The organism is Actinorhabdospora filicis, from assembly GCF_030269765.1.
In the GTDB taxonomy this organism is placed as follows: domain Bacteria; phylum Actinomycetota; class Actinomycetes; order Mycobacteriales; family Micromonosporaceae; genus Actinorhabdospora; species Actinorhabdospora filicis.
The window spans coordinates 354,926-368,253 of the sequence record NZ_BSTX01000001.1 but is presented as its reverse complement, the minus strand read 5'-3'; the positions used below and the strand labels follow the sequence as shown (position 1 = coordinate 368,253).

Genomic DNA, 13,328 nt, shown 5'->3' with positions numbered 1-13,328 from the left:
ACTTGTATGGTCCACCGCGTCGCCGCCGACCGGCGGCGGCGAACTGAGCGAACGGAGATCGAGATGCGCCGCCTGGGTACTGTCGCCGACCGCCTGCTCAACCGCCTCGTCCCGGCCTCCAAGGCCGCGGCCGCGCCCGGGAAGTGCACGCCGATGTGGGGTTCGAAGGAATGCCCCGGCGGGGAGATCGTCAGCTGCTACACCGACGCCTCCTGCAACACGACGTGCGGCGTGTGTCCGGCCTGACGGCCGCGCGCTCGCGGGGCCGTCCGTCACCCGCGGTGACGGGCGGCCCGCCTCACTTGGCGTCCGCGTAGGACTCCACGGCCGCGGTGTGCATCGGGATCCGCACCGGCGTCCCCGGGAACAGCAGCTCGGTGGCCGCCCGCCCCGCCGCGGCGATGACCTCCCCGACCCGCCCGGCCCGCTCGGCCGGGCAGTGCACGATCACCTCGTCGTGCTGGAAGAACACCAGCTCGCCCAGCGACTCCTCGCGCAGCCGGTTCCGCAGGAACGCCATCAGCGCCAGCGCCCACTCGGCGGCGGTGCCCTGGACGACGAAGTTGCGCGTGAACCGGCCCCGGTCCCGCACCGCCCGCGAGGCCTCCGGCCCGGCGCCCATGCTCTTGAACGACGACGATGCCGGCGGGCACGTGCGGCCCAGCCACGAGCGCACCAGGCGTCCCCGCTCGCCCGCCTGCGCCGCCGCCTCCACATAGGCGTAGGCCGCCGGGAACCGCTGGCGCATCACCGCCAGCAGCGTCATCGCCTCGGGACTGCCCCCGCCGTACATCGCCGACAGCAGCGCGATCTTCGCGTCGTCCCGCTTCCCCCCGAAGGTGCCCGACAGCGCCTCGTACAGGTCGATCTCGCCCGCCGCCCGCGCCATGCCCGCGTCACCCGACATCGCCGCCAGCACCCGCGGCTCCAGCTGCGCGGCGTCGGCGACGACCAGCAGGTGTCCCGGATCGGCGCGGACGGCCCCCCGCACCGCCTTCGGGATCTGCAGCGCGCCACCCCCGTCCGTCGCCCACCGGCCCGAGACCACACCGCCCACGACGTACTCCGGGCGCAGCCGCTGCCCGTCCCCGCCCGGGCTCACCCACTGGTCCGCCCACGACCAGCCGTGCGCCGTCCAGATACGGGCCAGCTCCTTGTACTCCAGCAGCGGCTCCACCGCCGCGTGATCGAGCCGCTTCAGCACCCACGACCGCGTCGACTCGATCGGCATCCCCGCCGACTTGAACGCGGCCAGGATCTGCTGCGGCGAATCCGGGTTCACCGGACGCCCGAACGCCGCGCTCACCCGGTCGGCGAGCTCCTGCAGATGACGCGGCCGCAGCCCCTTCACCGGCCGCGACCCCAGCATCCCCGTCAGGATCGCGTCGTGCGCCTCGCGGCTGAACGGCAGCCCGTGGAAGGTCATCTCCGCCGCGATCAGCCCGCCCGCCGACTCCGCCGCCGCCAGCGTCGCCATCCGCCCCCGCGACTCCAGCCGCGCCATCTGGCCGGCGTGCACCTCGTCCAGCAGCACCGCCTCGGCCGCCCCGTCCTTCGGCGGCCGCTCGTCGTCGAACAACGTGCCCGTCACCGCCTCCGGCACCGGCGGCGGAGGCGGCAGCCCCCGCAACCGCGCGTGCGCCGCCGCGGGCGCCGACGGCTCACCGTAACGCCCGTCGTAACCCAGCAGCAGCGACTCGGTCAGCGTCACGTCATGGCACCGCCCCAGCCGCGCGCCCCGCCGCAGCAGCCGCGGATACACCTGCGCCAGATCGGCCACGACCCAGCGCGGCTCACCCGCGTCCTCGAACTCGCCGACACTCGCCGCCAGATCGGGCACACGCGTGACCGGACCGCCGTCGGCGGCCCGCAGCCAGCCCCCGTCACCCTCGTCCGGGACGATCACCATGCGCACCACACGATCATCGCAGCGACGTGCGACATTCCCGCTACCGTGAACGCATGCGAAGCGCCGCCACCACACCCGACGCGTACCTGGAGTCGCTGCCCGCCGACCGCCGCGCCGAACTGGCGGCCGTCCGCGAGGTGATCCTGGAGCACCTGCCGGAAGGGTATGCGGAGACCGTGGACTTCGGGATGCTCGCCTACGTCGTCCCGCTGGAGCGCTACCCGGGCACCTACAACGAGAAGCCGCTGCAACTGGCCGCCCTCGCCGCGCAGAGGAACCACCTGTCGCTCTACCTGATGTGCGTGTACGGGGACGAGGAGCGAGAGACGGTGTTCCGCGCGCGCTTCGCGGCAGCGGGCAAGCGGCTGGACATGGGGAAGAGCTGCGTGCGCTTCAAGCGCGCCGACGACCTCGCGCTGGATGCGGTGGGCGAGGCGATCGCGGCGGTGGGGGTGGAGGAGTACCTGGAGCGGTACGAGGCGGCGCGGGGGTAGGAGTGGGGCGGCGTGCCCGGGGTGTGCCTGGGGTGTGCCCGGGGCGTCGCGGGGGAGGGGCTTCGGGGTGGCCGGGCGCCCGGACCGCCGATGGTGGTTCGGGGCATCGGGTGCGATGAGCGAGGCGTGGCGCGGAGTGGGCGGCGGACGTGGGGGCGCGCCCGAGGCGAGCATGTGGCCGTGATGCTCGACCAGCACGGGTGCAGGTGCGGGGTTCCGGGTGCGGGCGGGAGCATGCCGCTCGTGTGGGCACACCGGAGGTGAGTGCGCAACCGTGACACCCGAACAAACATGGGCGCGGGCGCGGCGCGGTTCCGGGGGCGGGGCGGGAGCACGAGCGTGACGGCGGTCCTGGCGGTAGAGCGTGGGGGCAATCGCGGCGGTCTCGGCGGCGGTGGCAGTGGCAGCGGCGGCGAGACTTCAAGGCGGTGTTCTCGCGTTTTCGCGCACCTCTTCTTTGGTGGGGGCCCAGAGCCCGCCCCGCTGGGACGGACCGTAGTACACCGCCACGCATGGGTGTCAAACGCGTCTCGCGAAACCTGTGGATAACACGCCGAATGTGGATAACTTCGCCAGCTGCCAGCTGCCAGCCGCCAGCCGCCAGTAGGCCCGCTGTTCACCCGCCTTCCTCTCGGCCGAGGCTGCCCTCGGCCCGCCGTGAGTGCGGCGCTCACCTCGCCGGGATGGGGGCGTGCTGATGGCCGCTGTGCGCCGCCAGCCGCCAGTAGGTTCGCCGTTCACCTGCATTCCATGCCGCCGGGTCCGGGCTCGCCTTGCCGTGAGTGCGGCGCTCACCTCGCCGGGATCGGGTAGTTGTCGTGCCAGGTCGTAGTGCCGGTGGCCGCGGCACGCTGCCAGCCGCCAGTGGGCCCGCCGTTCACGCGCGTTCCACGCCGCCGAGGCCGCGCTCGGCTCGTGGTGAGGGCGGCGTTCACCCCGGCGAGATGAGGTGGTTGTCGTGCCAGGTCGTCGGGCCGGTGGCCGCGGCGCGCCGCCAGCCCGGAAAGCCGTGAGGGCGACCTCACCCCGCCGGGACGGGGGCTGTCGCACGAGGTCCTCGTACCAGGTCCTCGTGCCGGTTCGGCTCGCCCGCACGCCGTCGGCCGTGCCGAGCCCGCCCCGTCCGTGCCTCACACGCGTCCTCACCCTTGCCCTCACCCGCGCCCGCCCACCCACCAATCACCCACCCGGGTACCTCAATCACCCACGCGGAAAATTAGTGCTACGCTTCCCCCATGCCCCGCCGCGCACCCGATCCCGATTCCCGCCTCCGCGATGCCGAGCGGACCCGGCGGCGTCTCCTCGACGCCGCGTTCGACGAGTTCGCCGCGCGGGGTTACGCCGGTGCGCGGGTGCAGGACATCGCGGCGCGGGCGGGCGTGAACAAGCAGCTCATCACCTACTACTTCGGCGGCAAGGAGGGCCTGTACACGGCCCTTCGCGAGTCCTGGCACGACTGGGAGGCCGCCGAGGCGGGACCCGAGGTCCCGCTCACCGAGGCGATCGCGCGCTACGCCGGGCACGCGCTGGAGGATCCGCGGGCCGCGCGGCTCATCCTGTGGCACGGGCTCGCCGAGAGCGACGCCGATACGCCGGACGCCACCGCCGATCTCGGCGATGACGTCGAGAAGATGCGCGCCCGGCGCGAGCGGGGCGAGTTTCCCGCCGAGCTCGATCCGGGCGTCTTTCAGCTGGTGCTGATGGCGATCTCCGTGGCGCCGGTGGCGTTGCGGGACGCGGCGAGGGTCCTCACCGGACTCGACGCCGCCTCGCCGGAGTTCGCCGCCCTATATCTCGACCAGATCCGCCGCATCGTCGGGCGGATCGCCGAGACCCACCCCGACCAGACAAAGGAGTCCCCGTGACCTTCCTCGTCACCGGAGCGCGCGGCGGCGTCGCGCGCGCCGTCATCACCCGCCTCACCGAGGCCGGGCACGCCGTCCGCACCGCCAGCGCGAGCCCCGACGCGGGCGCCGACGTGGTGCTCGACATCAACGACCCGGCGTCGCTCGACGCGGCGCTGGACGGCGTCGCCGGCGCGTTCGTGTACGCCTTCCACGGCGGCGGCCAGAACTTCGCCGACGCGGCGAAGCGCGTGGGCGTGCCGAAGCTGGCGATGCTCTCGTCGATCGCGGCGGCGTTCCCGTCGAACCCGATCGGCGACAACCACCTCCGCACCGAGCGGCCGCTCCAGGACACCGGGATCCCGCTGGCGATCCTGCGTCCGGGCGCCTTCGCCACCAACGCGCTCGGCTGGGCGCCGGGCATCCGGGAGGACCGCCGCGCGCTGGTGGCCTTCCCGAACATCCAGATGAACCCCATCCACGAGGGCGACATGGCCGACGTGGCCGTGGCGGCCCTCACCGGCGACCTCACCGGGATCGTCCCGCTGGGCGGACCGGAGTCGCTGCCGCAGTACCGCCAGGTCGAGCTGATCGGCGAGGCACTCGGCGAGAAGATCGAGATCGTCGAGCTGACCCTGGAGCAGGCGCGCGAGACGCTCTACCCGCCGGTCTTCGAGATGTGGTCGAAGATGGACGACTCCCCGGCGCCGACCGGCCCGCTCTCACAGGACGTCACCGGCGTGCCCTCCCGCAGCTTCGCGCAGTGGGCGGCCGACCACGTGGCCGACTACCGGGGCTGACGTCCCTCGCGCGGCTTCGCGCGGTGGGCCGATGGTGAGGCCCCGACGCCACCTCACCCACCGGTCCGCCGGGACCGGGACGGCGTGGTCACCCCTCGCGCCTCAGGGCCCGACCACCGTCTTCAAACCCGCCCGCGCCGCCGCGTGCGCGAACGCCTCACCGGCCTTCTCCAGCGGGAAGACGTCGGTGACCAGGGACGTCAGGTCCACCGCCGCCGCGACCGACATCGCGCGGGGGTAGACCTCCTTCATCCGCCGGGCGAGGGCGATCGTCAGCCCTCGCCGGCGGGCGGGGGAGGCCCGGAACGTCGTCGTGTCGGTCTCCGGGATCCCCACCAGCACCAGGCGGGCGCCGGGACGGCAGGCGCCGATCGCCAGGTCCACCGCCGCGTCGTTGCCGGCGACCTCGAAGGCCACGTGGGCCCCGGCCACCGGCTCGTCGAAGACGTCGTCGGCGCCCATCCGCAGGGCCGCCTCGCGCCGGTGCGGCAGCGGATCGGCGGCCAGGACGCGCGTCGCCCCGGCCAGGCGCGCCAGCCGCACCAGCATCAGCCCGATCGGGCCGCAGCCGACCACCGCGACCGACATGCCGAGCCGGACGCGCCCGAGGTCGAGCGCGTGGATCGCGACCCCCAGCGGCTCCAGCAGGGCGCCCTCGGCGTCGCCGATCGCGTCGGGCAGGACGTGCAGGCGGTGCTCGGGCCAGGTCAGGTACTCGCGCAGCCCGCCCGGGGTGTCGGCGTAACCGGCGAAGCGCAGGTCCGCGCACAGGTTCGGGTGCCCCTCGACGCACAGCTCACAGCGGTGGCAGGGGATCGCCGGGTCGACGGCGACGCGCCTGCCGGTCAGGGCGCCCGACATCACCACCCCGGCGGTCTCGTGACCGGGGACGATCGGCTCGCTCAGGCGGACGTCGCCGATGGCGCCCTCGCCGTACCAGTGCAGGTCGGAGCCGCACAGGCCGACCGCGGTCACCTTCACGAGGGCCTCGCCGGGACCGGGCTCGGGCACCGGCCCCTCGGTCACGCGGACGTCCCCGGCACCGTGCAGCCACGCCGTTCTCATGCGCGCACGGTCCCAGACGAACATGACCGGGCGCAATACTGATCGCGGCCGCCCGGTCTCCATCGGGTGACGGAGTTCGGGCGGCCGCGATCCCCGCCGCCACGGCCGCCCTCACGGACCCCGGCGGCACCCCGCTCACGCGGGACGTCAGGGTGTCAGTCGCGCAGTTCGGCGATGCAGCACTTGACGCTGCCGCCGGACTTCTTCAGCTCGGCCAGCTCGACGCGCACGGTGGTGAAACCGGCGGCTTCGAGCTTGGCGGCCAGGCCGTCGGCCTCGGTGTTCAGCACGACGTTCTTGCCGTCGGAGACCAGGTTCAGGCCGAAGGCGAGCGCGTCGGCGTCGTCGGCGATGACGGCATCGGGGAAGAGCTGGCGCAGGATCGCCTGCGAGGCCTCGGAGAAGGCGCCCGGGTAGTAGACGATGTTGTCGTCGGACAGCGAGGCCAGCGCGGTGTCCAGGTGGTAGAAGCGGGGGTCGACCAGCTTCAGCGGGACCACGGGACGCCCGAGCACCTCGGCGGCCTCGGCCACGCCGCGCGCGTCGGTGCGGAAGCCGTAGCCGCCCAGGATCAGCCCGCGCTCGGGCAGGTAGACGAAGTCGCCCTCGCCCTCGTTGGTCTCGGTGGCGGGGGTGAAGGTCCAGCCCTGGGCGCGGAACCACTTCTCGTAGGCGCCGGCCTCGGCCTGGCGCTGCTCGTAGCGGAACTTCGCGCCGTAGACCTTGCCGTCGACGGTGAAGGAGCCGTTGGCCGCGAAGACCATGTCCGGCAGGCCCGCCTCGGGCTCGATGGTGAAGACGGTGTGGCCGAGCTCGCGGAGGGTGTCGACGAGGCCGGACCACTGGTTCAGGGCGGTGGCGGCGGAGACGTCGGCGGCCGGGTCCATCCACGGGTTGATCACGTATTCGACGGCGAAGTGCGCCGGGGGACACATGAGGTAGGTGCGGGGGCGAGCCACGAGTTCGGTCATGACCGGAAGACTAAGAGCCGCGTCTATGCAATGACAATGCGCCGATCATGCGTTCATCTGGATGATCGTTGCGTACATCCGCCGTTTCGCGGTGATCCATTGTTCTCGCAGCTGAAGGGTGGGTGCGAGGGGCGCGGATCGCAAGGCTAGAACGCCGGTCGGCGGGCCGCAAGCACCCGATCGGCCGATACGGTGTTGAATCGTTGCATGAACGACCCACAAGACGGCGAAACGTTGTCCCGGGAGACCGCGCCCACCGAGCCCCTGTCCGCCCACGCCGAGCCCGCGCCGGGCGATCTGGACGAGATCGACCGCCGCATCGTGGCCGCGCTCATGAACGACGCGCGGCAGTCCTTCGCGACGATCGGCGCGTCCGTCGCGCTGTCGGCCCCGGCGGTCAAGCGCCGCGTGGACCGGCTGCGCGCGGCCGGGATCATCACCGGCTTCACCGCCGTGGTCGACCCCTCGCGGCTGGGCTGGACCACCGAGGCGTTCGTCGAGCTGTTCTGCACCGGGCGCACCAACCCCGACCAGATCCAGCAGGCGGCGCGCAAGCATCCCGAGGTCACCGCCGCGTGCACGGTCACCGGCGAGGCCGACGCGATCGTCCAGTTGCGCGCCAAGGACATGGCCCACCTGGAGCAGGCCCTGGAGCGGCTGCGCGCCGAGCCCTTCGTGACGCGCACGAAATCGGTGGTCGTGCTCTCGCGCCTGACCTGACGGGTGTAACACTCCCGCGCCCGGTGGCGCTGAGCCGAGTACGCGTGCCACGCGTACGGAGACCCTCCCGGTCTCCCGGGCCGCGGGGCCCCGCCCGTCGCCTGCGGGGCCCCGCGCTCACTCCCGGGCCGGGGAGAGGAAGGCCGCCGCGAGCATCAGCGCGGCGGCGGCGCCCAGGGCGCCGCGCGTGCCGGTGAGCGCGGCGAGCCCCGTCCCCGCGAGGGTGAACAGGGGCGCGGCGGCGGTGGTGGCGAAGGCCCACAGGGCCGCCACCCGGACCTGGAGCCCGTCGGGCGTCCGCAGCTGCCGGTAGGTGCCCTGCGCGGAGTTGGCGATCGAGGAGAAGAACAGCATCGCGCCGAAGGCGAGCCCGCACACCACGAGTCCCGCGACGCCCACGGGCGCCAGCGCGATGAGCCCGTACCAGGGGCCGCGCGCGAAGGCCGACCAGCGCAGCAACCGCAGCATGCCCCACCGTTCGGCGGCCGCGCGGACCACGCGCGCGCCGAAGAAGCCGCCGAGCGAGGGCACGCCCATCAGCAGCCCGTACTGCCAGGGCGTGAATCCCAGGTCCCGCAGGTAGAAGACGGTGGACACCGGGAACGCCATGGCCGAGGCGCCCGCGTAGATCACCCATCCCGCCAGCAGCCGCCGCAGCGCCGGTTCCCGCCGGACGAAGGCGAGCCCCGCGAGGAGCTCCGCCCGCCTGCGCCCGGCGGTCCGCTCCGGCGGCGCGGGCTCCGGGGCGCGCAGCCGCGTCACGGCCAGGGCCCCGGCCAGGAACGACACCGCGTCCACGACCAGGGTCCCCAGCGCGCCGATCAGCCCGGCGAGGACGCCGCCCAGCGAGCGGCCGACCGTCAGGCTCAGCCACGTGGTCGACTCCAGGCGCGCGTTGGCGTCGAGGAGCCGGTCGCCGTCCACGAGGGCCTTCAGGTGCGCCTGGGACGCCGCCGCGAAGGCCAGCTGCCCGGCGGCGTTGACCGCGGCCACCGCGCACAGCTGCGCGAAGGTCAGCGCGCCCGCCAGCGCGGCCACCGGCACCGACAGCAGCGTGAGGCAGCGGGCGAGGTCGGCGGCGACCAGCACCGGGCGCTTGCGCCGGTGCTCGGCGAACGCGCCGACGGGGAAGGACAGCAGCAGCGTGGTCGCGGCGGCGATCGCGGCCAGCAGGCCGATCTGGAACGCGCTGGCGTCCAGGACGCCGACCGCGACGAGGGGCAGGGCGACCGCGCCGACGTCGGAGCCGAACTGGCTGATCGCGCGGCCGGTCCACAGGACGCCGAAGTCGCGGTGGCCTTTGACGGTGAGGGTGGACACGAAGACTCCCGGGGTGGGGGAGGGGGAGCCTAGCCGAGCGGCGAAACCGGTGGTCCGGCCGCAGCTCACCGCCATGATCGCCGCCGGGTTCCCGGGCCACCCCGTGTTCATGCACACGCATGGGCCCGGGAACCCGGCCCGCCCGCGCGGCGACTGTCCACTCACGACGCCGGAAGGAGAAATCATGGCCACCCCACCCGTCAGCCGCCGCGCGCTCGTCGGCTCCCTCGCGGCCACCGCCGCCCTCGCCGGGGCCGGGGGCGTCCTCATCGGGCGGACCACCGGGGACGAACCCGAACCGCCGCCCGCCGAGTCCGGCACGGTCCCCTTCCACGGGACGCGCCAGCCCGGCATCGACACGCCCCAGCAGAAGCACGCCCTGTTCGCCGCCTTCGACCTGCTCATCGCCGACCCCCGCACCGGGGAACGCCTCACCCCCGAGGCGCTGGGAAAGATGACCGACGAGCTGCTGGCCGACTGGTCGGCGGTGATCGCCGCGCTCATGGCCGGCCGGAAACCGCCGCCGCTGAAGGGGACCACCCCCGAGCAGTTCCCCGACGACCTCACCGCCGAGGGCCTGCCCACCGCGAAGCTGACGGTCACCGTCGGCGTCGGCCCGTGGGTGTTCCAGGTGACCGGACGGCAGGACCGGCGCCCGCGTCGCCTCGCCGAGCTGCCGTCCTTCCCCGGCGACCAGCTGAACCCGGCCTGGTCCGGCGGCGACTTCCTGCTGCAGATCTGCGCCGACGACCCGCAGGTGGTCAGCGGCGCGTTCCTGGCGCTGCGCGCGCGGGTCATGGGCACCTGCCAGCTCCGCTGGACCCAGCACGGGTTCCTGTCCAAACCGGCCGACGGCGGCACGTCCCGCAACCTCCTCGGCTTCAAGGACGGCACCGCCAACCCCAAGCCCGGCGACGCCGCATTCGACGCCGCGGTCTGGGCCACCAAGGACGAGCCGGACTGGTTCGCCGGCGGCAGCTACCTGGTGTTCCGCAAGATCCGGATGCGCCTGCCGGAGTGGAGCCTGGCCACCGCCGCCGAGCAGGAGGGCAGCATCGGGCGGAAGCGCGACAGCGGCGCGCCCCTCACCGGCACCGCCGAGTTCGACGAGCCCGACCTGGCCGCCGCCGCTCCCGCGGGCGGGCCGGTGATCCCCCTCGACGCGCACGTCCGCCTCGTCAAGGGCATCCCCATGTTCCGGCGCGGCTACAACTACGACTACGGGTTCCTCACCCAGGGCACCCTCGGCACCGACGACCACGCCGTGGGCACCGACGGCCACAACCACGACAAGAACCCCTACGACGCCGGGCTGCTGTTCACCGCCTACGTCGCCGACCCGAAGTCCTTCATCGACGCCCAGAACCGCATGTCGGCCTCCGACCGGCTGCGCGACTTCCTGGTCAACCTCGGCGGCGCGATCTTCGCCGTCCCGCCGGGCGCCCCGGAGGGCGGCGCGCTCACCATCGGATGATGCGCGGGCTTCCTATCATCGGCGGCAGCCTAGATGGGGAGCCCGCATGAACCCTTACCAGCAGCCGTATCAGCCCCAACAGCCCTTAGTCCGCCCCCGACGCCCCGGGACGGTCACCGCCGCGATGGTCTTCACCGGCCTGGTGATGGCCGCCTTCGCGGCGGCGAACGCGTTCCTGGTGAAAGGACCGCCCACCGGCACCGGCCCGGTCACCGACCCCGACCTGCTCGGCGTCCTGCGCCTCTTCGACGCCGGTCTCGGCCTCCTGTACTTCGTGTTCCTGATCTACATCGTGGCCGGGCTGCGCGTCGGCCGTCCCGCCTCGCGTCAGGCGACGCTGATGGTGGTGCCGCTGCTGACCGCGCTCAAGACCCCGGCCTCGATCCTCGTGGCCACCTCACAGACCACCCCCGGGAGGGGAGCCCTCTGGTCGGTGGTGGCGGCGGGCCTGGCCGTCCCCCTCGCCGCCCTCGCGGTGATCCTGCTGCTCCCGGCGGCCTCGGCGGCGTACTTCGCCGCCGGGCCGCCGCGCTAGGACGGCCGGGGGCGGGCGAACCCGCCCCCGGCCGCCGGGCTCACTCGCCCCGGGCCAGCAGCAGGTACGACGCCGCCGACCAGCTGAAGTTCGCCGCGTTCAGGCGCGCGCCCGTCAGCGGGTTGTAGTTCTCGTGGATCGGCTTGTCGCCGGTGAGCCCGTCGGCGTTGGCGAACAGCCGGGCCACCAGGGCCTCGGCATCGGCGCCGAAACCGTTGCGGCGCAGCCCCGCCACCGCGAAGTACGCCTGGTCCAGCCACACCGGGCCGCGCCAGTACGCCTCGGCGTCGAAGTCGGCGCTGTCGCGGGCCACCGTCGGCAGCGGCAGGTGCGTCCCGAAGCCCTCCGGCGACACCAGCACGTCGCGGACCGCCGCGGCCTGCGCCTTGGACGCCACGCCCGTCCACAGCGGGATCGCGCCCTCGATGCCCTTGCCGCGCTCGACGAGGGGCCGCTTGGTGGCCAGGTCCCCGTCGTAGAAGAAGCCGGTCGCCGGGTCGAACATGTGGTCCCGGACGTAACCCGCGATGACGCGGGCCTCCTTCTCCCGGCGGCGGGCGTCGCGGTGCTCGCCCAGCTCGTCGGCGATGCGCGCCAGGTAGATCTTCTCGGCGAACAGGTAGGAGTTCAGGTCCACCGACTCCTGGTTGATCGAGAAGCCGCGCAGGGTCCCGTCGGCGGCCTCGTTGCGCAGGACCGCCACGCCCTTGGCGACGTCGAAGCGCGGCGCGTTGTCCATGCCGCTCTCCCACGCCGCCGCCTCGATCACCGCCTCGTCGGTGGCGTTGGCCGGGTCGGCCGTCGCCCCGTACTCGGCGATGCCGTTCCCGTCGTGGTCGCGGGCGGCGTACCACCAGTCGTGGTACGACACCAGCTTCGGGTACAGCCGCTTCAGCAGCTTGCGGTCGCGGCCCTGGCGGTAGGTCTCCCACACCGCCCACGCGGCCAGCGGCGGCTTGGTGTTCCGCTCGTTCCAGTTGCCGCCCCCGTCGGAGGGGTCGTTGTAGAAGACGCAGTCGGGGATCATCCCGTCGGCGCGCTGGTAGTCGAACTGCGACTCGATGACCGAGGCGGCCAGCTCCGGGTCGAAACGGGCCACGCCGACCGCCTGCTTCCAGGAGTCCCACGACCACATGCCGCCCGCGAACCAGATGTAGGACACCGAGGGCGTGATGCCGCCGTGCTTGAGCCGCCCGGCCGCGCTGCGCCAGTTGGTGACCAGCGTCTGCACCGCCTTCACCGCCACGCCCCGCCGCTCGGCCGGGACGCCGCGCAGGGCCCGCTCGGTGTACTCCCGCCAGCGGCGGTCGGCGCGGTCGGCGAACCGCGAGGGCGAGCGCAGCACGTCCCGCGAGATCCCCGCCGCGCGCTCGCGGTCGGCGTCGGCGAAGGTGAACGACTCCGTCCACACCAGGCGGTGGGACGAGCGCGCGCCCACGCGCACGGGCGCGTTGAGCGCGGTGGTGTAGGTGTCGCCGGTGACGGTGGTGGTCACCGGGTCGCCGTGGTGGACCTCGAAGCGCATGCCGGTGGTGGAGAAGAACGACCACTGCTCGCGGACCTCGGCGAAGGTCACCGCCACGCCCGTCGCGGTCGCGGACAGGGTGGGCGCGCTGGCGATCGGCTCGGCGGTGTGCCGCAGCAGCGTGCCCGTCCACGACAGCGACAGGTTCCGGGCCGAGCGGCCGCGGTTGGCGATCTCGGCGCGCACGAACGAGGTCCGGTCGCCGGCGTAGCGCAGCTCCAGCGTGACCCGCAGGCCCTCGGTCTCGAAGGACTGGGTGAGCCGCCCCGGGTGGGAGTCGATCTTCGGGGCCGGGTCCTTCGCGAGGTCGACCACCGCGCCGGTGTCGGCGTCGGTGATCACGAGGCGGCTGAAGGCCCGCCCCAGCCACCACGGGTACTCCTCGGCGATGTACAGCGGGCCGCTGAACCCGCCGTAGGAGGCCGGGTCGGTGGGCAGGGCGTAGGCGTGCCACGCGCCCAGGTCGGCGAACACCGAGATCGGGTTGCGGGACGGCGGGCGGGCGGTGGTGGGCGTGCCGCGCAGGTCGAGCACGTTGCGCGGCCCTTCGTGGCGGTCGGATGACTCGTCGGCTGAGGCCGCCGCGGGAACGGCGAGCGGCAGCGCGGCCGCGGCGGGCGCGGCGGCCATCAGCGAGATGAGACGGCGTCGTTTCATCGTTCGGCTCCGGG

At 73.6% G+C, this 13,328-nt stretch carries 12 protein-coding genes; 7 read left to right on the top strand and 5 right to left on the bottom strand.

Annotated elements, in window-relative coordinates:
* The first annotated feature begins 63 nt into the window (after positions 1–63).
* A complete protein-coding gene (locus QSK10_RS01700) occupies positions 64–246 on the top strand; it encodes a hypothetical protein (protein ID WP_285660769.1) in 183 nt (60 codons plus the stop codon).
* 52 nt (positions 247–298) lie between these two features.
* On the opposite strand, the gene QSK10_RS01695 is transcribed toward QSK10_RS01700, so the two are convergent.
* Positions 299–1,909, bottom strand: coding sequence for a bifunctional 3'-5' exonuclease/DNA polymerase (locus QSK10_RS01695; RefSeq protein WP_285662891.1), 1,611 nt, complete (start codon positions 1,907–1,909; stop codon positions 299–301).
* Between the two features lie 53 nt (positions 1,910–1,962).
* On the opposite strand from QSK10_RS01695, the gene QSK10_RS01690 reads away from it, so the two are divergent.
* The 3 genes from QSK10_RS01690 to QSK10_RS01680 all read left to right on the top strand — a co-directional run bounded on the left by QSK10_RS01690 (position 1,963) and on the right by QSK10_RS01680 (position 5,047).
* Positions 1,963–2,403 (top strand): DUF1801 domain-containing protein, encoded by a 441-nt coding sequence (locus QSK10_RS01690; protein WP_285660767.1) that lies wholly within the window; start codon positions 1,963–1,965, stop codon positions 2,401–2,403.
* A gap of 1,235 nt (positions 2,404–3,638) precedes the next feature.
* Entirely contained in the window at positions 3,639–4,268 is a 630-nt protein-coding gene (locus QSK10_RS01685; RefSeq protein ID WP_285660765.1) for a TetR/AcrR family transcriptional regulator, read from the top strand.
* Entirely contained in the window at positions 4,265–5,047 is a 783-nt protein-coding gene (locus QSK10_RS01680) for an SDR family oxidoreductase (RefSeq protein WP_285660763.1), read from the top strand. The genes QSK10_RS01685 and QSK10_RS01680 overlap by 4 nt, the downstream gene beginning before the upstream one ends.
* A gap of 102 nt (positions 5,048–5,149) precedes the next feature.
* Here the strand turns inward: QSK10_RS01680 and QSK10_RS01675 are convergent, their stop codons facing one another.
* Together QSK10_RS01675 and ddaH are read right to left on the bottom strand one after the other, a co-directional pair.
* Positions 5,150–6,112: a zinc-dependent alcohol dehydrogenase gene (locus QSK10_RS01675; RefSeq protein WP_285660761.1), complete on the bottom strand. Its 963-nt coding sequence runs from the start codon at positions 6,110–6,112 to the stop codon at positions 5,150–5,152.
* Between the two features lie 155 nt (positions 6,113–6,267).
* Entirely contained in the window at positions 6,268–7,083 is an 816-nt protein-coding gene (ddaH, locus tag QSK10_RS01670; RefSeq protein WP_349497668.1) for a dimethylargininase, read from the bottom strand.
* 297 nt (positions 7,084–7,380) lie between these two features.
* Here ddaH and QSK10_RS01665 point away from each other — a divergent pair, with 297 nt between their 5' ends.
* Positions 7,381–7,803, top strand: coding sequence for an Lrp/AsnC family transcriptional regulator (locus QSK10_RS01665; protein ID WP_285662889.1), 423 nt, complete (start codon positions 7,381–7,383; stop codon positions 7,801–7,803).
* Between the two features lie 117 nt (positions 7,804–7,920).
* On the opposite strand, the gene QSK10_RS01660 is transcribed toward QSK10_RS01665, so the two are convergent.
* Complete coding sequence (locus tag QSK10_RS01660; RefSeq protein WP_285660759.1) at positions 7,921–9,123, bottom strand: MFS transporter; 1,203 nt, start codon at positions 9,121–9,123, stop codon at positions 7,921–7,923.
* A 184-nt stretch (positions 9,124–9,307) separates the two neighbouring features.
* Between QSK10_RS01660 and QSK10_RS01655 the strand changes: the two genes are divergently transcribed.
* Both QSK10_RS01655 and QSK10_RS01650 read left to right on the top strand, forming a co-directional pair.
* Positions 9,308–10,597: a Dyp-type peroxidase gene (locus QSK10_RS01655; protein WP_285660758.1), complete on the top strand. Its 1,290-nt coding sequence runs from the start codon at positions 9,308–9,310 to the stop codon at positions 10,595–10,597.
* 46 nt (positions 10,598–10,643) lie between these two features.
* On the top strand, positions 10,644–11,132 hold the full coding sequence (locus QSK10_RS01650) for a hypothetical protein (protein WP_285660757.1): 489 nt from the start codon (positions 10,644–10,646) through the stop codon (positions 11,130–11,132).
* A gap of 40 nt (positions 11,133–11,172) precedes the next feature.
* On the opposite strand, the gene QSK10_RS01645 is transcribed toward QSK10_RS01650, so the two are convergent.
* Positions 11,173–13,314, bottom strand: a complete 2,142-nt coding sequence (locus QSK10_RS01645; protein WP_285660756.1) for an MGH1-like glycoside hydrolase domain-containing protein — start codon at positions 13,312–13,314, stop codon at positions 11,173–11,175.
* Positions 13,315–13,328 lie beyond the last annotated feature (14 nt).

Bases quoted from the DNA above. Each gene is read 5' to 3' on its own strand.
- QSK10_RS01675 (WP_285660761.1), bottom strand. From the start codon at position 6,112: ATGAGAACGGCGTGGCTGCACGGTGCCGGGGACGTCCGCGTGACCGAG.
- QSK10_RS01650 (WP_285660757.1), top strand. From the start codon at position 10,644: ATGAACCCTTACCAGCAGCCGTATCAGCCCCAACAGCCCTTAGTCCGC.
- ddaH (WP_349497668.1), bottom strand. From the start codon at position 7,083: ATGACCGAACTCGTGGCTCGCCCCCGCACCTACCTCATGTGTCCCCCG.
- QSK10_RS01700 (WP_285660769.1), top strand. From the start codon at position 64: ATGCGCCGCCTGGGTACTGTCGCCGACCGCCTGCTCAACCGCCTCGTC.
- QSK10_RS01685 (WP_285660765.1), top strand. From the start codon at position 3,639: ATGCCCCGCCGCGCACCCGATCCCGATTCCCGCCTCCGCGATGCCGAG.
- QSK10_RS01655 (WP_285660758.1), top strand. From the start codon at position 9,308: ATGGCCACCCCACCCGTCAGCCGCCGCGCGCTCGTCGGCTCCCTCGCG.
- QSK10_RS01645 (WP_285660756.1), bottom strand. From the start codon at position 13,314: ATGAAACGACGCCGTCTCATCTCGCTGATGGCCGCCGCGCCCGCCGCG.
- QSK10_RS01690 (WP_285660767.1), top strand. From the start codon at position 1,963: ATGCGAAGCGCCGCCACCACACCCGACGCGTACCTGGAGTCGCTGCCC.
- QSK10_RS01695 (WP_285662891.1), bottom strand. From the start codon at position 1,909: ATGGTGATCGTCCCGGACGAGGGTGACGGGGGCTGGCTGCGGGCCGCC.